10 protein-coding genes, 2 tRNA genes and 2 rRNA genes (1 of these 14 only partly in view) are annotated in these 21162 nt (G+C 50.7%); 8 read left to right on the top strand and 6 right to left on the bottom strand.

Annotated features, from left to right (window positions below; all coding sequences use genetic code 11):
* Positions 1-104: 104 nt before the first annotated feature.
* The 4 genes from ACZ42L_RS07500 to ACZ42L_RS07485 all read right to left on the bottom strand — a co-directional run bounded on the left by ACZ42L_RS07500 (position 105) and on the right by ACZ42L_RS07485 (position 7945).
* Positions 105-1565: a TolB family protein gene (locus ACZ42L_RS07500; RefSeq protein WP_464715716.1), complete on the bottom strand. Its 1461-nt coding sequence runs from the start codon at positions 1563-1565 to the stop codon at positions 105-107.
* A gap of 2 nt (positions 1566-1567) precedes the next feature.
* Positions 1568-3079, bottom strand: coding sequence for a DUF6057 family protein (locus ACZ42L_RS07495; protein WP_464715715.1), 1512 nt, complete (start codon positions 3077-3079; stop codon positions 1568-1570).
* Positions 3080-3167: 88 nt separating this feature from the next.
* Positions 3168-4838, bottom strand: a complete 1671-nt coding sequence (locus tag ACZ42L_RS07490; RefSeq protein ID WP_464697845.1) for a RagB/SusD family nutrient uptake outer membrane protein — start codon at positions 4836-4838, stop codon at positions 3168-3170.
* A gap of 17 nt (positions 4839-4855) precedes the next feature.
* Complete coding sequence (locus tag ACZ42L_RS07485; RefSeq protein ID WP_464697843.1) at positions 4856-7945, bottom strand: SusC/RagA family TonB-linked outer membrane protein; 3090 nt, start codon at positions 7943-7945, stop codon at positions 4856-4858.
* Positions 7946-8432: 487 nt separating this feature from the next.
* Here ACZ42L_RS07485 and ACZ42L_RS07480 point away from each other — a divergent pair, with 487 nt between their 5' ends.
* Positions 8433-9956, top strand: a complete 1524-nt coding sequence (locus ACZ42L_RS07480; RefSeq protein ID WP_464715714.1) for an arylsulfatase — start codon at positions 8433-8435, stop codon at positions 9954-9956.
* A gap of 67 nt (positions 9957-10023) precedes the next feature.
* On the opposite strand, the gene ACZ42L_RS07475 is transcribed toward ACZ42L_RS07480, so the two are convergent.
* On the bottom strand, positions 10024-11391 hold the full coding sequence (locus ACZ42L_RS07475) for an alpha-L-fucosidase (RefSeq protein ID WP_464715713.1): 1368 nt from the start codon (positions 11389-11391) through the stop codon (positions 10024-10026).
* Positions 11392-11617: 226 nt separating this feature from the next.
* Between ACZ42L_RS07475 and ACZ42L_RS07470 the strand changes: the two genes are divergently transcribed.
* Positions 11618-13441 (top strand): hypothetical protein, encoded by a 1824-nt coding sequence (locus ACZ42L_RS07470; protein ID WP_464715712.1) that lies wholly within the window; start codon positions 11618-11620, stop codon positions 13439-13441.
* An 82-nt stretch (positions 13442-13523) separates the two neighbouring features.
* Here ACZ42L_RS07470 and ACZ42L_RS07465 read toward each other — a convergent pair whose 3' ends face one another.
* A complete protein-coding gene (locus ACZ42L_RS07465) occupies positions 13524-14699 on the bottom strand; it encodes an aspartyl protease family protein (RefSeq protein WP_464715711.1) in 1176 nt (391 codons plus the stop codon).
* A gap of 313 nt (positions 14700-15012) precedes the next feature.
* Here ACZ42L_RS07465 and ACZ42L_RS07460 point away from each other — a divergent pair, with 313 nt between their 5' ends.
* From ACZ42L_RS07460 to ACZ42L_RS07435, 6 genes are all read left to right on the top strand, one after another.
* Positions 15013-16968 carry a family 20 glycosylhydrolase gene (locus ACZ42L_RS07460; protein WP_464715710.1) on the top strand — a complete coding sequence of 652 codons (1956 nt, stop codon included), beginning with the start codon at positions 15013-15015 and terminating at the stop codon, positions 16966-16968.
* A gap of 142 nt (positions 16969-17110) precedes the next feature.
* Complete coding sequence (locus tag ACZ42L_RS07455; RefSeq protein ID WP_464705646.1) at positions 17111-17665, top strand: sugar O-acetyltransferase; 555 nt, start codon at positions 17111-17113, stop codon at positions 17663-17665.
* A 414-nt stretch (positions 17666-18079) separates the two neighbouring features.
* A 16S ribosomal RNA gene (locus ACZ42L_RS07450) occupies positions 18080-19609 on the top strand.
* Between the two features lie 138 nt (positions 19610-19747).
* Positions 19748-19821, top strand: a tRNA-Ile gene (locus ACZ42L_RS07445).
* Positions 19822-19842: 21 nt separating this feature from the next.
* Positions 19843-19916 (top strand) — tRNA-Ala (locus tag ACZ42L_RS07440).
* 167 nt (positions 19917-20083) lie between these two features.
* A 23S ribosomal RNA gene (locus ACZ42L_RS07435) occupies positions 20084-21162 on the top strand; it runs 1819 nt beyond the window's last position.
* Together the 16S and 23S rRNA genes with 2 tRNA genes alongside form the textbook arrangement of a ribosomal RNA operon.

Raw genomic sequence — 21162 nt, 5'->3', positions numbered from 1 at the left:
GATGAGGGTGTGACAGGTTGTATGAGCCATTTGGTGACACCCTCTTGATTGGCTCTGCAAAGTAACAATTAAAAATTGAAAAACAGATACATCGGGCCGAAAAACTATCGACGTGTGGCCTGTATGGCCTCTGTAGATACAGCTTGTTCCATCATTTTGCCATAATCTATCTTTGTGCGGACGAGTTCTGGACGATTGTAGGTGTACATGAACGAACCGTAATAGTGCGGGTCGCGCTGTGGCAGGATGAACGGTTTGGTAGCCCGGCCGGTCTTCGGGTCGAAGTGTGAGAAGTAGGGGCGTGCCCACAGACCGTCGCCCCGCTTGCTGCTGAAGGTAAACCATCGGCCACTGGACGACCAGCAGTGCCAGCTGTCTACGTTGTTGCTGTTGACTTCGGAGAGTGGACGGGCCTTGCCGGTAGTCATATCGAGCAGCCAAAGGTCGCTTTCTGGATGCCAGATGGAGAAGTTACCATAGGCCGATAGGGTGAACATGAGGTAGCGACCGTCGGGTGATGCTACGGGGAAAGAGACCGACTTGCCTTGAGCTGAAGCCGGAAAGACCACTTGCAGGGAGTCCAAATGTCCTGTCTGTTTGTTGAAGCGGACGCTGCATAGATCGTAGCGAATGCTGTCGAGACGCAACTGGCGGTCCATAGCCTTGGCCCTACAGAAGTAGAGGGTCTTGCCGTCAGGTGCCCAAAATGGGAATGTCTCGTAGTAAGTGTCGTTGTAGACGATGGAGTCGGTGAACGTCTGATGCTTCTCAACATCGTATATCATGAGGTCGGCGGCAAGGTCGGAAACCTCGATGGGCTTCGTTCCTGCCGAGTGGAAGAACTGCTGTACTTCGTTGGAAGAGAAGGCTATGTAGCGTCCGTCGGGATGCCAGGAAGGATAGGTTGCACCTCGTTTGAATCCTTCGGGCTTGGGTTCTATCTTCTCGATGTGCCCGTTGCGATAGATGATAGTGCCTCCCTGCTTGCCACGGATGTGTACCATCATCTTGTCAGACGAGTGCTGACTGAATGAATGGCAGTTGATACACTGGTGGTTGAAGTTGGAGTTTTCCATCACAGGCGACTGCTCGAAAGTACTTAGGTCGCGCTGATAGATACCCATCTCGTTCCATAGTTCGTAGCCGGGATAGAGTAGTCGGTAGACCATATAGCTGTCGATGGAGTCGGGCGATACCGTATTGACAAGGTCGCGATAGCGTGTCCACTTGCCATCTTGCTCTACACTGATTCTGAAGTATACCTGTTTGCCGGCCGCCTGTGCCAGAAATGGCTTCCAATCGTCTAGCGGAATGTCGACGGCAGGCTTGTCGTCTTGCACGAGGATGGTTGCTTCTTGTCCCACAATGCCAATCTCTGTCTGGTAGGCATCGCCTTTCTGCTGTATTTCGAAGTTCATAGGGGCGATGTTCACAGGCATGGTTATGTCGGTGTAGTCAGGATATATGGCTGGCGTCTTGTACGAAATGCTGTCGGGCTGATGGTAGGATGTGCATGCCGAGAGGAGCAGCAGGGCCAGCGATATGATGGAAATAGGATGTTTCATGATTATAATTGTTTGACTCCTTTCAACTCTGTAGCTTGGTTTTTGTCTTGAAGCACGGAGCTGCCATAAGGACTGATGAATTGTAAATAGAACCAATAGGTGTGTCCAAATTCGCTCTGTAGCAGGGCCATATCGCGTTGCTGGACGAGTTGATAGAATTGCTCGAAACGCTGTTGGGTCTCTATGGATACGTCATAGCCTACTGCCGCGAAAGTCTGTGCATCGACTCCGGTCTTGTAGACCATCAAAGCCTCTTCAAAGAGAGGTGGCATGGCAGGGTAGGAGAACTCCTTCATCATCTTTAAATTCTCTGCAAAGCGCACCACATGGTTGCTCAATAGCAGTTGACACATCAGGTATTCGAACGCCATGCGGTTTTTAGGGTCGTGGCGGAGTACGTTTTCCAGTTCCGGACCGATATTCAGAACGTTGGAGAAGCGTGCAGGATGGTCGGTGACATGTTTCAAAGCATTGTGCAGACCAGGCACGATACCATTGTCACGATAGGCTTCTAGCTGGCGGGCTTCGTCGCGATAGAACAGCGACTGGCCCAGTTTGTTGATGAACATCTGTGCTACCCGCGGTCGGCCGATGGCAATATTGTAGCGTGCAAGGTTACGGAGATGGGGGGCAGTCTCGCCCCATACCACCATGGCCTCGAACTCCCAACGCTGTGCTTCGTTCAGATGGCCAAGCTGTTCGTACAGATAGTGGCCGTATTCGCTTTCCCTGCTGTTGCTGTTCCAGGGCAAGTACAGCTCTTTAACTCCGCCAATAGGGGCATAGTCTAGGAGGTGCTGGGGGAGCATACCTAAATGGTAGAGGGCCATATTGCGGAAGTAAGAGAAGAACTGATTGCTCTTCCCTTGCTGCAAGTAGCGGTTGCTGTAGTCCAATACTTTCTCCCATTCACCTTTTTGGGCGTAGTGTTCGGTCTTGAGCATGATTCCCTCTTTGGGATTATATTGGTGTACGAAGACGGTATAGGCTATGATAGAATATCCCACCAAGCAGCCAATAGGTAGCAACAGCCACTTCCTCTGGGTAGGAATGGGGGCGCGATAGATGGGAAAAATGGGGCGAATCCACTGGATGATTTGCAAGATGAGGCAAATGGCACACAATATAAGGAGGGTCAGGATGATGAGATCGAGATTGTGTGAGGTGGTTTCGGAATAAATAAGGAGTGCTATCGAAGGGGTGACCGATAGCTGTAGGAGTGCCAGTCGTGGTGCGATGAGGGTGAGAATACGTTCGCAACAGGCGTAGATGGCGGTGAGAATGAGTGCCATGACCAGTGCACCCAGCCACGGATAATAGAAGAATTGGATGACAAAATCTGTCAGATAGGAAACGAAACCAGTCTTTGAGATGGCATGGTTGAAGTAGTCGGCCGTGTAAAGAAATAGATGATGCTGCTCATGATAGCACAATACGTCGGCCAATGTGCCTTGGTAAACATAATAAAAGATGATGAGCAGTATCAGCATCACCGCATAATGAAGACGTTTCATAAGCAACAGGATTTGATGAGAAAGTGACGGTAGGAGTCTTTGCGAGACTCTCTGCCGTCACTTATGTAGATATTAAACGTTACAATCGTTATTTAGAATAGCCCGGATTCTGGGTCAGGTTCGGGTTCAGGTCGATTTCTTTCTGTGGGATAGGATACAGGATGTTGTGGTCGTCGTAGTGTCCGTCTCTCACTTTTACGCGTATTGCATCCTTGTCCTGAGAGTAAAGTATGCAAATCTTACCGCCGTCCTTGGGATCAGCAGTGCTGGAATCAACGAGCTTGTAGGTCAATCCGTAGAACGGAGCATTCAAGACTTTCTTGGCAATACCCCAACGGCGGATGTCCCATTGACGGTGTCCACCTTCCAAAGCAAGCTCTACACGGCGCTCGTTATGGATGCGTTCGCGCAGGTCAGCCTGTGTCGCACAATAGGTAGGTTTGCTGGCATCGGTCTTCTGGAGAGCCGGCATACCGACGCGGGCACGTACCTGATTCACTGCATCGAAGGCAGACTGATCGAGCGGTTGCAATTCGTTCTGGGCCTCAGCATAGGTGAGCAGCACCTCAGCATAGCGCAGAATCTTGTAGTCTGTATCCATATGCCAGCCTGTAGTCTGTGGGTCTACAGTCGGGTCGAGCCACTTCTGCTGGTTGTAACCGGTTGCTGTGGCATCGCCATGTTGCCCCATACCTGTGGGATAGCAAGATTTTAAAGGAGCTACCTTCAAAGTTGCACCGTACATGGATTCGCCATCGTGCATGACAACAGTTTCCAAACGGGGGTCGCGATTCTCGAAAGGTTTGCTGGGATCATAGGTCTTCGACTTGGCAATAGGAGCACCATCCTTGTCTTCGAAAGCATCGACAAGACTCTGGGTGGGGTTCAGACCACCCCAACCGATTGTCGGGAATGCTTCCCAACCTATGAGATACCAGTCTTGCTTGTAGCCCAGGAACTGCTTCTTGATGACAGTTTCCTTACAACCATCGTCGGTCGAGGCCCAGAACAGCTCTTTATACTTGCCTGTGTTACCCTTGTCGTAAAGTTCATATACGCCTAGATCCATCACAGCCTTGGCCGCATCGCGAGCCGTCTTCCAGTCGTTCTGGCTCAAAGCGGCACGAGCCTTCATAGCCAATGCACCACCCTTGGTGATACGTGCATCGTCTGCGCCGGTCCATTCCTTGGGAAGATTGGCGGCAGCATAGTCGAAGTCTTCAAGGACGTGCTTGTAAACTTCAGCCTTAGGAGTACGCTTGATGCCCTTCTGATCTTCCAGAGTAAGGGGTGAATCAGTGTAAGGAACATCGCCAAACTGACGAATCAGCTGGAAATACTGGTAAGCACGGAAGAAGCGAGCCTGCGCCATTGCCTGTGCTTTCTGAGCGTCGGACATGCTCTCTACAGTAGGTACATACTTCAAGATGACGTTGGTCTGGCGAATAGTAGTGTAGTTACTGCTCCATCCGAAGTCCTGCGGGTCGTAAACACCCTTGGCCACATTGCTCTCAGACCATTTGATACCGTGTACGGCATCGTCAGAGTTGATGGCCTCGTCGATGACTCCGATGAGACCATCTGGATGCCATTCGGGAGAGCATGTGTATAATTCGTTAACAGCTTTGACAGCATCGTCGTTCGATTTCCAGTAGCTGGCGTCTGAAAGCTGTTCAATAGGTGTTCTATCCAAGTCTGTGCACGAAGTGAAACCGAGCACAAGGAGCGCACCTGCAATATATAGTTTTTTCGTTTTCATGTGTATCATGTTTTATGTTAGAATGAAACTTTCAGTCCAAAAGAAATCTTCTTCACGTTAGAATAGAATGCACCACGGCCATCGAATGGAGCTTCAGGGTCGATACCGTCAAGGCTGTCGAACGTGAGGAGGTTCTCACCCGACATGAATACCTTGGCATTGCTCAAGCCCAACTTGCCAATCAGGCTCTTTGGCAAGGTGTAGCCGAGGGTGATATTCTTCAAACGTACGTAAGAAGCATCTTCCAACCAGAATGAAGAAGTTGCGAAGTTGGTCTGCGAGTTACGAGTCAGGCGTGGGTAGGAAGCATTGTGATGCTCCGGTGTCCAACGGTCAAGATGACGCTCAAGCACCTTTCCACTGTTGAAGAATGCGTAGGCAGCTTCACCCGTGAAGTAGGCATCTACGTCGAAAGCACTCTGCCACAACATCATCAAGTCGAAGTTTTTGTAGTACAGGTTGATGTTCAGACCGCCTGTCCAGCTTGGGAAGTTCTTACCGATAACCTTGCGGTCGGCAGCTGTAATCTTGCCATCGTCGTTGAAGTCTTTGTATCTGATATCGCCGACTTTCTCCTGATTGGTGCGCTTCGGACCTTTGGCCAGCTCGTCAGCTGTATTGAAGTAGCCGTCGGCTACGTAGCCGTAGAATGCTCCGATAGGATGACCTTCGAGATACCAAATCTTGTCATTGCTTGAAGGACCTTCTGTTCCACTCATGTCTACAATCTCGTTGTGAACGTAAGAGATATTCATGTTGACAGAGTAACGGAAGTCTTTGTTGATGCGGTTGTTGTGGAAGAGGTTCAAGTCGAAACCTGTATTCTCTACGCTACCGGCATTCTGGTAGGGAGCTTCCATACCGATGACGCCCTGAATCGGAAGTTGCAGCAACATGTCGTTGGTCTTCTTCTTGTAGAGGTCAAGCTCAAATCCGAACTTGTTGTCCAGGAATCCGGCTTCGATACCAAGCTCGTAGTTGGTCACCGTAGCCCACTTCAGGTCGCTGTTCACGTAGCGTGACTCGTGAGTAGTGGTTGTCAGAGTGCTGCCCAATACGCTTGTGCCGTAAGAGTAAGTAGGGATGGCTGGGTAAACATTGTCGGCAGCCAATTCCTCGTTACCGGTCTTACCCCAGCCCAGACGCACCTTCAAGTTGCTGATCCAAGGTGCGCCGTTCTTGATGAACTGCTCTTCAGAGAGTCTCCAAGCTGCCGATACAGCAGGGAAGTAACCCCAACGATTGGCCTTGGGGAAGATAGAAGAACCGTCGGCACGCATGTTGGCCTCGAAGAGATACTTGTCGTCGAAGTCGTACTGGATACGACCGAAGTATGAACGACGGCCGGTATCGTATCCACCGTCTTCGTTCTTCTGGCCGTCAGAGTCGAGTGTGTTCAGCGATTCCTGCAAGTCGTTGCTGCCACCACCCTGTCGGCTGGCCTTCGTATAGCGATAGTTGTAGTCTACCTGCTCGTAACCCAGCAAGGCATTCACGGTGTGATGCTTGGCAAAGGTCTTCATGTAGTTGGCCAGCAACTGTGTGGTGTACCAGTTCCAGTTGTAGTAGTTGTGCGCTGCTTCGCGTACGCCGGAGTTGGCAATCTGGTTGCCCTGACCGTATATGAAGCTGTTCTTGAAGTTACGATAGTCCTGGTTGTCGTGGCGAATGTTGTAGAGCGCCTTCAGGCTGAGGCCTGCGATGGGGCGAACTTCCAGATATGCCGTACCGAAGAACTGTGTATCGTATCTCTTCATCGAACCGGTCTGCTTGCCAGAGAGAGCCACAGGGTTTTCCATACCGTTGTAGTTGAACGAGCCATCCTTATTATATATAGGATAGGTAGGCGGTATGCGGTTCACGTGCTGAACCAGTGCAGCTGCACTCTTGTATGAGTCTTCGGTGATACCGCGGTAGGCCGATGCGTTCAGACCTATTGACAGCCAGTCGGTCAGCTTAGAGTCGATGTTCATACGACCGTTGTAGCGGTTGTAGCTACGGCTGTGTGTCATACCGTCCTGATAGGTGTAACCCAGCGAACCCATGTAAGTGGTGTTCTGCGTGCCACCGGAGATAGCCACATTGTGCTGTGTCTCTATCGCGCTCTTCTTGAAGGTAGCGTCGTACCAGTCAGAGTTTGGATGGCCGATAGGGTCGCTACCGTCGCGGAATTTCTGGATGTCTTCCTCTGAGAATGGAGCTTTTGCGTTTGGATTCTCGTTGAGTGTAGCCTCGTTATACAGCATGGCATAGTCGGCAGCACCTAAGAACTTGAAGTGGTCGGTAGGCGATGTGAACGATACCAGGCCAGAGTAATCCACGCGAGTCTTCTGTCCGTTCTGTCCCTTCTTGGTAGTAATCACGATGACACCGTTGGCAGCTTGCACACCGTAGATGGCAGCTGAGGCAGCATCCTTCAATACAGATACCGACTCGATGTCCTGTGGGTCGATGTTGTTCATGGAGCCTGGCACACCGTCGACGATTACCAATGGGCTGGCAGCGTTGATAGAGTTTTGGCCACGGATGGTGATACTACTGTTCTGTGCACCAGGTTCACCAGTGCGCTGAATGGCTGTTACACCCGACATAGTACCTGCCAAGGCCGATGATACGCTCGATACCGGGCGGCTGGACAATGCTTCGGAGTTGATAGAAGTAACCGAACCGGTGAGGTTGGCCTTCTTCTGTACGCCGTAGCCCACGACAACTACTTCGTTGAGCGACTGCTGGTCTTCGCGCAGCTGAACATTGTAAGTAGTCGTACCGCTCTTCACGGTGATGGCTTGCTGTGTGAATCCCACGTACGTAATCTTCAGTACGGTTCCTGGAGCAGCGTTCAGTGTGAACTTACCGTCGATGTCGGTAACGGTTCCGACAGCTCCACCATTCAGGAATGTAACTGATGCTCCAACAATAGGTTCGCCAGACTCGTCGGTAATCGTACCCGAAATCTGGTGCTTCTGCTGCTGCACACTGGCTACAGCGGCAGCACTTGTTGTGGCAAACACGTTGATGGGAGTGAAAGTGAGAAGTCCTACAGCGAGGTTAGCTGCAAAACATCCTTTCCCGAAATGCGAAAGATTTCGCTTGTTTTTTAATGCCATAATAAAAGATATTAGATATAGATGTTATATATACTTTGCTGGTAAAAGCGATTTTGGTGAATAGTTATACGTTTTTTTTGTATAGGCTTGATTGATGATGGCAAAAATAGTACTTTATTATATCATATCCAAATTTATCTTAATTAATTTGTAATTTCCTTGTAATAATGGAGATTTAAATAGGGGTAAATGCTGTTTTGCACACTTATTAAGATGTACGGATGGTAATTGCGAGGTTATTTCAAAAACTGCAAAGGCCAGGCAGCAACACTGCCGAGCCTTTGCAGCATTGCTGTTTGGCCCTTGCAGCACTGCTGCCAAGGCTCTGCAGTAAATGGAGGACGGGTGAGTAGGGGGAAGAAGTAGGCTCGTAGGGGATGTTAGAGAAGTAAGGACAAGGTGGAATTTTGAGAAAAATGCGTGCCGGTCTCTGCTTGATTCAACAAAAAATAGTATTTTTGTGCATAGATTGCAACGATGAAAAACAATGGAAATGAATAGAATGTCGTTGGCTGCCGGAGCGTTGTCGCTGGTGGCTGTAGTGCCTTCTTACGCGCGTAAGGGGCAGAAGCCGAATATCATCTACATTATGTGCGATGATATGGGGTATGGCGATTTGGGGTGTTATGGGCAGCGTAACATCGCTACACCATATATAGATGGTATGGCGCGCGATGGTATGCGGTTTACGCAGGCTTATGCCGGAGCGCCGGTGAGTGCGCCTTCGCGGGCTTGTTTTATGACGGGGCAGCATGCCGGGCATACGCTTGTACGTGGCAATAAGGAGTATTGGGCGCAGAGTGCGCGGGTGATGTACGGGCAGAATGAGGATTACAGTGTCGCGGGGCAGATGCCTTACGACCCCAGCCATGTAATCATACCGGAGATACTGCGTGCCAACGGCTATACCACGGGCATGTTTGGCAAGTGGGCCGGGGGCTACGAGGGTTCGGTGTCTACGCCCGATAAGCGCGGTGTAGACGAGTTTTTTGGCTATATCTGCCAGTTCCAGGCCCATCTGTATTATCCCAATTTCTTGAATAAATATAGTCGTTCGGCCGGCGACACGGCTGTGTCGCGCGTGGTATTAGAGAACAATATACAGTTCCCGATGTATGGTAAGGACTATCGGAAACGACCGCAATACTCGGCCGACCTGATACATCGCGAGGCTATGAAATGGCTCGACAGGCAAGAGCAGGGACGTCCGTTCTGCGGTATCTTTACCTATACGCTGCCTCATGCCGAGTTGGTGCAGCCCGACGATTCGCTTCTGGAGCATTATCGGGGTAAGTTTTTTGTGGATAGGACGTGGGGTGGCAGTCGCAATTCGCGCTACAATGCCACTGAACACACGCATGCGCAGTTTGCAGCCATGATCAGTAGGCTCGACAAGTATGTGGGCGAGGTGTTGGCAAAGTTGAAGGAGAAAGGGCTTGACGAGAATACCGTCGTCATCTTTACCTCTGATAACGGGCCTCACGAGGAGGGAGGTGCCGACCCTGCATTCTTTGGTCGGGATGGCAAGTTGCGTGGATTGAAGCGCCAGTGTTACGAGGGTGGCATCCGCGTTCCGTTCATCGTGAGGTGGCCCGGACATGTGAAGGCGGGGCAGGTGAGCGACGAGATGATAGCTTTCTACGACCTGATGCCTACATTCTGCGATTTGGCTGGTGTGAAAGATTATAAGCGCAAGTATGCCAATCGTGGTAAGAAGACGGATTATTTCGACGGCATCTCGTTTGTACCGACTCTCTTGGGTGGCGAGCAGAAGCAGCGACACACCTATTTATATTGGGAGTTCTCGGAGACCAATCAGATGGCTTTGCGCATGGGAGAGTGGAAGATGGTGGTTGTAGAGGGCGTGCCGCGTCTTTACAATCTCTCTGCCGACTTGCACGAAGACCACGATGTAGCTGCCCGGCATCCCGATATCGTGGAGCGGATGAAGGCCATCATCCTGGCCGAACACGTAGACAGTGAGGACTTTCCGGTGACACTGCCGAAGTAAACGAAATCTCCCCACCCTCTGACTTGTCGAAAGAGGGTGGGGAGATTGGTTTTCAGCGGATAGCTGATTAGGATAGCCTGAATGTCATGGCAAATGATTCTTGCTTCATACCCTTGGGCAATGTCACGGTCACTTCGCCATCCTTGACTTTGGTTTTCAGTGCCTTGCCGTTGGAAAGCAGTACGACCTTGCCTTTTGGCAAGTTACCTTTCCAGTGGATTTGACTGGGAAGTGTCTCGCCGTCAGCCAGTGTATAGATGGCATACAGCGTGCGACCGTCTTTGTTGGCGGTAAACCATACGTTGCCGTCGTGATAGTTGGGGGTGGTGACGGTGTTGTAGATGGCTTTCCCGTTGACCCGCATCCAGTTACCAATTTTGTGCAGGCGTTCTGCTGCTTCGGGCTGGATAAGTCCTTCGGGAGTAGGACCGACACCGAGAACGAGGTTTCCGCCCTTGGCTACAATCTCTGTCAGGATATTTACTACCTTCATAGGCGACTTCCAGGTGGGGCGAGGCACCCATCCCCAATCGTTGGTCAGCGTGATGCAACTTTCCCATGGGAAGTTCAACTGGGTTTCAGGTATGGTGCGTTCGGGTGTCTGATAGTTCTCGTATGGGCCATGAATAGTGCGGTCTACCATGATAAGGCCGGGCTGGTTGCGTCGGGCCATCTCGGCGATACGGGGCATGTCGATGTCCTGGTTGTTCTCCTTGCACACCCATCCGCCATCCATCCAGAGGATATCTACCTTGCCATAGCGCGACAGAATCTCATTCATCTGATTGTAGGTGTATTGTTTGAACTGATTCCATCGCCACGGCCATTTCTTGATGTCATAGTTTACGTTGCGCGCTTTCTGTGGATACACGTCCCACCAGTAATACTGTGAGTGCCAGTCGGGCTTGGAGAAGTAGGTGCCAATCATGAAATCCTTTTTGCGGAAAGCCTCTAACACATATTTCAGCACGTCGCGTTTGGGGTTGTCTTTGAAGGCATGGTGGGCAATAGAGTAGTCGGTGTACTTGCTGTCGAACATGCAGAAGCCGTCGTGATGCTTGGTTGTGAAGATCATATATTTCATACCGGCATCGTCCATTACGCTTGCCCACTGGTCGGGATTGAACTTCACGGGATTGAATTTGTCGGCCAATCCCCAGTACCAGTCTTTATATTGCTGATACGTCATGGTAGTATCGCGTGTCACCCAGTCCTCGTCACAGATGGCCCAAGACTCTACCATGCCCGGCACGGAGTAGATTCCCCAGTGGAAGAGTACGCCGAATTTCTGGTCTTGCCATTGGTGTAGTTTGTTGATGACGAGCTGGTCGGTAGGCCACTCATAGGTCTTTGATCTCTCATAGACGTCGCCCTGTGCGCTGGCTTGGAGTGAAACGACGGCACAGAGGGCTGAAAGTAGTAAATGTTTAAGCATATATAATGTTTGTTATTAGAAGTCTCTGCGAGGCATTGCTGCTTGCGGAGGTTGTTCTTGATTGTTATTGTTGATGCAAAGTTCGGAATATTTTGCAAGTATAGAGCAGATATTTGCGCAAATTTGCAATCAAAGGTAAATAAAATATTGGCTTGTGGGATTTTCGTTTACTCTAATTTGTGTATATTTGTGCAACGAAACAATGGTATAATTTAATACGGATGATATGATGAGGAAACAGTTGCTGCTACTTTCTTTGTTGATAGGTACGGCGTCAGTCAGTCTTGCCCAGACGGGCACGGCTGCAGAACCGGTGAGCTATGTGGGGGGAGATATCTGCAATCCGCGACTTCACGATGGCGGACTACCATATATAATAGGTGTAGAGAATACGCAGGTGATGCGTGCCAACCGCACGCATCCCGATGTTGCCGATGGGTTCGGGTGGACGTATAACCATGCTCCAAACATTACGTATTGGCGCGGAAAATTCTATCTGGAGTATCTCAGCAATCCGAAAGACGAGCATCAACCGCCGGGACAGACCCTCCTTGTCACCTCTGTTGACGGTCGCCATTGGGGCAAACCCGTTGTGGCTTTCCCGCCCTATCAAGCTCCTGCCGGTGTCACCTTTCCCAAACCATATTACGGTTACATCATGCACCAACGCATGGGCTTCTATACTGCGCCGAGCGGACGATTGCTTCTGGTGGCTTTCTATGGGCATAGCTACAGCCCGTTCAAGGAAGGTGGCATCGGCAGAGTGGTGCGCGAGATTCGAAGTGACGGTTCGCTTGGCCCTATCTATTTTCTCCGTTACTCTTCTCATGCGCAGTGGAGCGAGAAGAATACGACCTATCCTTTCTATCGCCGGTCGCACGACAAAGGGTTTGTGGCAGCTTGCGATGCCCTTTTGGCCGACCGCCTGAAGACGCTTCAATGGATAGATGAGGACCGTGGGAAGGATGGATTCTATAGCCTGAAAGACTCTGTCAACACCGTGCAGGCCACGTCTTACTATCATCGCAAGGATGGAAAGACGGTGGCTTTGTGGAAATGGTCGTGGGCAGCACTCTCTTCCGACAATGGACTGTCGTGGTCTACGCCTGTCAGAGTGCCTTCGCTCATCATGGCAGGGGGCAAGAACTGGGGACAGCGCACGGCAGACGGGCGCTATGCAATGGCGTACAATCCCATCGAAACGCAGCCTTATCGCTATCCACTGGTGCTGACGAGCAGTGACGACGGCATCGTATTCGATGATATGGGAGTGGTGCATGGCGAAGTTCCGCCACGCCGTTTCTTCGGCGAGAACAAGGATTTCGGACCTTGTTATGTGCGTGGAATCACCGAGGGGGAACAAAATCCAGCTGATAGCTGTGCGTGGCTGACTTACAGCGTGAACAAGGAAGATATCTGGGTGAGTCGCATTCAGCTTCCTGCCCGCACTCGCTGGCAAGGGCCTGTAGGCGATGACTTCGCTCAGACTGCACCGGGCGCACCCGTCAGGAATTGGAATATCTACCGGCCGGAGTGGGCCGATGTCTCTGTAGATAAGGCTCACCGCCTCTGCATGGTCGACTCCGACCGCTACGACTATGCTCGTGCCATCCGTGTGTTTGAGTCGACTCGATGTGTCGCTATTTCCTTTGATTACATGGTACAGGCAGAGAACGACGAGCCTTTCGAGGTGGATGTGACAGACAGGCATGGAGAGCGGGCTGTGAGTTTCTCGTTCCATCGGGGCGAAATCAAGATGGGGAACACGGTTGTCGGGCATTATCAGCCGCAGACATGGGAGCATTTCGCGGTCATAGTATCGGCTAGAGGCACTGGTCAGTATGTCATCGGAGGTGTGCCACATGCCAATCTTCATGCCGTGCAAGCAGTAGAAAGACTCAGCTTGCGCACCGGTTTGTGGCGCAATTTGCCAGATAGAAACACACCCAACCAAGACAAATGTCCTCCGCTCGAAGGGTGCGATGAGCCTGTCAAGGCAGCAAAATACTTGATAAAAGGAGTGAAGATTGTTTCTGTACCGGTGTGTTGAATCGGCAGATATAGCTGGGAGTATAGGTAATTCTGACAGTGAAATTGCTGCAGAATTACCTTTTTTATATATGATAGTTCACTTACTGTTCTGCCTCTACAGCCACCTCGCGCATCTTTCCGTTCCTACTGAAGACGGTGAAGACGTGACACTGGTTCTCCGTAAGCCTGAAATTCAGGAAGTCCTGAAACGTAGGAATGGTGCGACCGTCAATCTTCAGGATGATGTCGCCTTCGCGCAGACCGGCTTGATAGGCAGCACTCTTCTCGAAGATGAGTCCCACGCCGGCCCTTCCCTTGTGCGGTGTGAAGGCCACACCCAACTGTCTGTTGCCCACTCGGACGCTGTCCTTGCCATTGTAAGGGGCGAATGTCAGTCGGCGTTCGAATGGATTGATAATCACCGTGCCGTATTGCAGGATGCTCCCACCGATGTGCGAAGTCCCTTGGGTGGTGATGGCACGCACGTCGGTAAATGAGAATTCATCCCATTTCAGGCGGTCCAAGTGCAGGAATGCCACTTCGGAGCGTTCCTCAGTGCCATGCACTCCGATGGCCAGATGGCCCTGTGCGCGCCCCTCTACCTGCGATTCCACGTTCTTGCTCTTATATGCGTGCCTGTCGAAACTCTCTTTGTTCATGGTGTAGAGCTGCTTTGCGCCGGTGTCGAACAGCACCTCGTCGACGTGGCGCATAAACGGACTGACGAGGATGTAGGGTACGAACCATTTCAGTTTGTACTTCAGCGTGTAGCCTTGTTCGCGGTCGAAAGCGTGCCGGTTGTCTGTCAGGATGAGCCGTTTGTGGCGTACGTCTATCTTGGCGCAGATACCTTTGTGGAACAAGTCGAAACCGATGATGGCGTCGTAGTTGGCTTTTACGGGACGACGGGCTGTCATCGAGGCCACATATCCCGACACGGTGAGGTGGCCGAGACGGAAGTCGGGCATCCGTACTACTTTTACCGTGTCGGCCAGTCCGTTGGCATCGCGCGATACCACGTTGCCCAATTCCGTCCAATAACCGATAGATGCTCCCAGATATACCATGCCCTGACTGCTGCCGGTGTCGAGGTTGAACCATTTGCGCTGTCCGTTCATCGTGACGGGCACGTACACCTGACCGTCTTTGTATTCGATGTCGATAGTGTCGCAGAAATGCTTTTCAGACAGGTGGAAGTCGGCCTTGTAGCCACGCATCTGGCAGAATACCGGTATGCCGACGGTCAATGACAATATGATGATAGCGAATTTGCGCATGTCGTGTAGTTTGATTGAAAGTCCAAAGATACGCTTTTTCTCGTAAACCACCTCACTTGCCGGCGTTCACTCTGCATGTTTCATGTAAGAAAATGGGTCGGTCGATATTGCATCGTCGAATCTGTCGTTTTGCTGCAAAGCCTTGGCAGCATTGCTGTTCGGCCTTTGCAGCAATGCTGTTTGACCTTTGCAGCAGTTCTGCAAGGCCTTTGCAGAAAATCAAGGAAAATAATTTTATTTTGTTGGAAAATATGTGTTGTTTCAGAAAAATGATTAACTTTGTACACAGAAAAAATATCAAATTTCTATTATCATGAACTTTTGGAAAAAGACTTTTGTATTTAGTCTTCTGTGCTGCCTGCCAATGTTGATGCAGGCTGTGAATGAGAAACCGTTTACCGTGCCCGAACTGAAAACGTGGAAAGGTGGTGATGGAGTGTTTGCTCCCGCACGTATCACGTATGAAAAAGCCGATGCCATGATGCTTGAGACATTGCAACGCTTTGCCGATGACTATGCTACGATGTTCGGTCGGCGTCTGCCCATTGTAAAAGGCAAGGCCAGGAAGGGCGATATCGCGTTTGCGGTGAAGGCGCAGAAAGGCAGCAATGCAGAGAGCTATGCCATTACCATAGGTGAGTCGGCCAAGGTGACAGCTCCCTCTGGCAAGGGACTCTTCTGGGCTACACGCACGATTCTTCAAATAGCAGAGCAGAGTGTGGCACATACGTTGCCTTGCGGTACGTTGACGGATAGTCCCGACTATGCTGTCCGTGGCTTCATGCTCGACTGTGGCCGCAAATTCTTCCCCATGCGCTCATTGCGCCAGTATGTAAAGCTGATGTCTTATTATAAGATGAACACTTTCCATCTTCATCTGACAGACTGCGGATTCAAGCAGTTCTTCGATAACGACTGGATGAAGACACAGGCTGCTTTCCGACTGGAATGCGATACCTATCCTGGGCTGACAGCGCGTGATGGCTTCTATACGAAGAAGGAGTTTATAGAGCTGCAGAAGTATGCCGATAGTCTGGGAGTGGAGATTATTCCCGAAATCGACGTGCCGGCCCACTCGCTGGCCATCACGAAGTATCGTCCCGACTTGGCTAGCAAGGAGTATGGCATGGACCATCTCGACCTGTTCAATCCCGATACATATACTTTCCTCGACGGATTGTTCAAGGAGTATCTGGAAGGGGCGGAGCCTGTGTTCCGCAGTAAGTGGGTACACATCGGTACTGACGAATATTCTAACAAGACGGTCGAGCTGCGCGAGAAATTCCGCTATTTCACCGACAGATATATCCGCTATGTGGAGAGTTTCGGCAAGAAGGCCGTGATTTGGGGTCAGCAGACGCATGCTTACGGCAAGACTCCTATCAAGGTGAAAGACGTGTTGATGCAGTTGTGGTCTAATGACTATGCAAAACCCGAAGACATGGTGAAGCTAGGCTATGATGTTGTCAGCATTCCAGATGGCGATGTGTATATCGTTCCGAAAGCCGGATATTATTACGATTATCTGGAAAACGAGCGTCTGTATAACAAGTGGACGCCGGCTAATGTGTATGGAGTCATATTCCCGGAGCGTCATCCGCAGATTAAAGGTGGTATGTTTGCCGTATGGAACGATATTGTTGGCAATGGTGTGAGTTTGCAGGATGTTTATCATCGTGTGTTGCCTTCTATGCAGACGTTGGCTACCAAGATGTGGACGGGTGCGAAACCGACATTCTCTTATGCTGAGTTCAAGGAAAAGTGTCAGGGATTGAGTGAGGCCGTGGGACAGAACGTGCTGGGCAGACATGGCGCAGACTTTAAATTGGAGTTGGCTCAGGTGACACCTGGACAGGAAACCGGTGTGCAGCAGATGGGATGGAACTACCGTGTGGAATTTGATATTGATGCACGTGTGGAAGCTCCCGGTACGGTGTTGTTTGAATCTGCCGAATCCAAATTCTATTTGGCCGACCCTGTGAGTGGATTCCTCGGTTTCAGTCGTGACGGCTATCTATATAACTTTGGGGTGAATTTCTATCCCGGCGAGAAGGCTCATGTAGCTATTGAGGGTACGTCCGAGAGTACGGTGCTTTATCTGAATGGCAAGAAGGTGAGCACCCTGGATGTGAAGAAAATGAATTTCGGTAAGCGTGGCGATATGTACTATATGCGTACGCTCGTGTTCCCATTGCAGAAAGCCGGACAGTTCAAGAGTGCGATAAGCAACTTGAAAGTTACGCATCTGAAGGCTGCGGAAACAAAATAATACGTGTCTGCCCCTCAAAGATAGAAGGGGTGTCTCAGGCATGGTAGAGTGCATGTAGTGGGCGGATTTTGATTCGCCCACTTGCATTTAAACTCCGATATGCTCTTTCGGCATGAGCCACACGTTACTAATACTAAGAAATATGACGGAATTCGAAAAGATGCGGTCGGAACGGTTGTACGACTTTTCTGATGCAGAAATTTTGGCTAGCCTGGCGCATGCAAAGGAAGTTTGCGCTCGGTTGCAAATGTTGACGATTGATAGCAGGGAATACCGTGAGCTGATTCAAGAATTGATTCCTGGTATTCCTGACGACTCTGCTGTATGCCCACCTTTCCATTGCGATCATGGCAACGGTATACGGATGGGGCATCATGTCTTTATCAATTACAACTGTGTGGTGCTGGATGGAGCTACCGTGACATTTGAGGACTATGTGAAAGTTGGGCCTGCTTGTCAGTTCTATACACCACAGCATCCAATGGATTATGGGGCACGCAGGAAACCGCAAGAGACTTCTTATCCCATCGTGATAGGCGAAGACAGTTGGCTAGGCGGTGGAGTGGTGGTCTTGCCAGGTGTGAAGATAGGGAAAAGATGTATTATCGGAGCAGGTTCGGTGGTGGTACATGATATTCCTGATGATTCCTTGGCTGTGGGAAATCCTTGTGAAGTAAAGCGTAGTTTGTTGAAGTAGGGAGGCATTTAAAATTTTGATAAATGCAAAAGATAGCAAGAGTATAATATAATAAGGTGGAAATAAAAGCTTGTTTTTTGCTTTTGTCAAGAACCTAGAAAAAGATGGCTTTTTCTGAAACTTTTTCTTGAAAACGTTTGGTAGTTGTTTTATTTCTTATTACTTTTGCATCCGCTTACGAGGACAACGCCTACAGCGCGTTCGTCGTAGCACTGAAGAAAGAGTTCTTTGAAAAGATTTACATAGACAGAGAAGTAGTACAAGAGCGACTCTTCCGTATTTTTGATACGGTGAGAGTCGGGTAAAAGAAACGAACCGTCAATATGATATTGAGACAGGTATTCTTTAGACCATGAATGCTAATCCTACGAGCGAAGGTATATAAGTTCCTTTTATGGAACACAGACAGATTTTACAATGTAGAGTTTGATCCTGGCTCAGGATGAACGCTAGCTACAGGCTTAACACATGCAAGTCGCGGGGCAGCATGGGGATTGCTTGCAATTCCTGATGGCGACCGGCGCACGGGTGAGTAACACGTATCCAACCTTCTCCTTACAACGGGATAACCCGGCGAAAGTCGGACTAATACCGTATGGCATCCGACGCAGGCATCTAACTCGGATTAAAGGTTCAGCGGTAAGGAATGGGGATGCGTCTGATTAGGCAGTTGGCGGGGTAACGGCCCACCAAACCGACGATCAGTAGGGGTTCTGAGAGGAAGGTCCCCCACATTGGAACTGAGACACGGTCCAAACTCCTACGGGAGGCAGCAGTGAGGAATATTGGTCAATGGGCGGAAGCCTGAACCAGCCAAGTAGCGTGCAGGATGACGGCCCTATGGGTTGTAAACTGCTTTTATACGGGGATAAAGTGGGTCACGTGTGGCCTTTTGCAGGTACCGTATGAATAAGGACCGGCTAATTCCGTGCCAGCAGCCGCGGTAATACGGAAGGTCCGGGCGTTATCCGGATTTATTGGGTTTAAAGGGAGCGTAGGCCGCTTGTCAAGCGTGTTGTGAAATGTAGATGCTCAACATCTGAATTGCAGCGCGAACTGGCGAGCTTGAGTATGCACAACGTAGGCGGAATTCGTCGTGTAGCGGTGAAATGCTTAGATATGACGAAGAACTCCGATTGCGAAGGCAGCTTACGGGAGCATTACTGACGCTGAAGCTCGAAAGTGCGGGTATCGAACAGGATTAGATACCCTGGTAGTCCGCACGGTAAACGATGGATGCCCGTTGTATGGTCTTCGGACCATGTGACCAAGCGAAAGCATTAAGCATCCCACCTGGGGAGTACGCCGGCAACGGTGAAACTCAAAGGAATTGACGGGGGCCCGCACAAGCGGAGGAACATGTGGTTTAATTCGATGATACGCGAGGAACCTTACCCGGGCTTGAATTGCAGAGGAAAGATCCAGAGATGGTGATGCCCTTCGGGGCCTCTGTGAAGGTGCTGCATGGTTGTCGTCAGCTCGTGCCGTGAGGTGTCGGCTTAAGTGCCATAACGAGCGCAACCCCTTTTCCCAGTTGCCATCGGGTAATGCCGGGCACTCCGGGGATACTGCCGCCGCAAGGTGTGAGGAAGGTGGGGATGACGTCAAATCAGCACGGCCCTTACGTCCGGGGCTACACACGTGTTACAATGGCCGGTACAGAGCGTCGGTCGTATGCAAATGCGATCCAATCCTTAAAACCGGTCTCAGTTCGGACTGGGGTCTGCAACCCGACCCCACGAAGCTGGATTCGCTAGTAATCGCGCATCAGCCATGGCGCGGTGAATACGTTCCCGGGCCTTGTACACACCGCCCGTCAAGCCATGAAAGCCGGGGGCGCCTGAAGTCCGCGACCGCGAGGACCGGCCTAGGGCGAAACCGGTGATTGGGGCTAAGTCGTAACAAGGTAGCCGTACCGGAAGGTGCGGCTGGAACACCTCCTTTCTGGAGCCGTGGGTTTTAGCATGGTATGTTGGATACCTGTATGGTTCGTTTTTTTTCTTGTACTTCTTGATCTGTTTAAAAATAAGAGAAAAGGGAAGCCGGGCGGTCCAGCCCAGAGGCCTGAACACCGCCGGACAGAGTCCTATAGCTCAGTTGGTCAGAGCGCCACACTGATAATGTGGAGGTCGGCAGTTCAAGTCTGCCTGGGACTACTCTGTAGTGTAAACCCTTGCGGGGGATTAGCTCAGCTGGCTAGAGCACCTGCTTTGCAAGCAGGGGGTCAACGGTTCGAATCCGTTATTCTCCACAACAGTGGGTATAGGTAGTAAGTGATGAATCCATGGGTCAACAACTCATGAACTTACAGACTTACGTACTTACAGACTCACATCCGATCTTTGACATATTGACACAAGCAAGACTGTAGAATATAACAACAGTACAAAGTATGAGCATCCAAATTTATTTTGGTGCCGTGAAAGTAAGTAAGGGCGTATGGCGGATGCCTAGGCTCATGGAGGCGATGAAGGACGTGATAAGCTGCGATAAGCTGCGGGTAGATGCAAATAATCTTTGATCCGCGGATTTCCGAATGGGACAACCCGGCCGTCTGAAGGACGGTCATCCCCGCTGTGCGGGGAGGCTAACCGAGGGAACTGAAACATCTTAGTACCTCGAGGAAAAGAAAATAAATGAATGATTCCCCCAGTAGTGGCGAGCGAACGGGGAACAGCCCAAACCCCGGTTGTGGCAACGCATCCGGGGGGTTGTAGGACCACGCCGTTGTACCTTGCGTGTGAGAGGAACCGTCTGGAAAGCCGGACCGTAGCGGGTGACAGTCCCGTACTCGAAGCACAATGGGGCATAGTGGTATCCTGAGTAACGCGGAACACGAGGAATTCTGCGCGAATCCGCCGGGACCATCCGGTAAGGCTAAATACTCCCATGAGACCGATAGTGAACCAGTACCGTGAGGGAAAGGTGAAAAGCACTTCGATGAGAAGAGTGAAACAGTTCCTGAAACCATACGCCTACAAGCGGTCGGAGCTCAGTAATGAGTGACGGCGTGCCTTTTGCATAATGAACCTACGAGTTACCGTCACCGGCAAGGTTAAGGTGTTCAGCACCCGAGCCGCAGTGAAAGCGAGCCTGAACAGGGCGTATAGTCGGTGGTGGTAGACGCGAAACCAAGTGATCTACACTTGACCAGGTTGAAGTCCCGGTAACACGGGATGGAGGACCGCACCAATAAGCGTTGAAAAGCTTCTGGATGAGTTGAGTGTAGGAGTGAAAGGCCAATCAAACTTGGAGATAGCTCGTACTCCCCGAAAGGCATTTAGGTGCCGCGTACAGTGTTCTCCGTGAGAGGTAGAGCGACCGATAGGTCAAGAGGGCTTCACCGCCTATCGCGACCTGACGAACTCCGAATGCTCACGGACCGGAGCTGTGCAGTAAGGGGGCGGGTGCTAAGGTCCGTCCCCGAGAGGAGAAGAATCCAGACCGTCGTCTAAGGTCCCGGAATTCTGCCTGAGTTAGTCTAACGAAGTCTGGTC

It is taken from the genome of Prevotella mikamonis, assembly GCF_055381405.1.
Note: the sequence above shows the minus strand (reverse complement) of the source record. Positions and strands in the feature narration are given on the sequence as shown.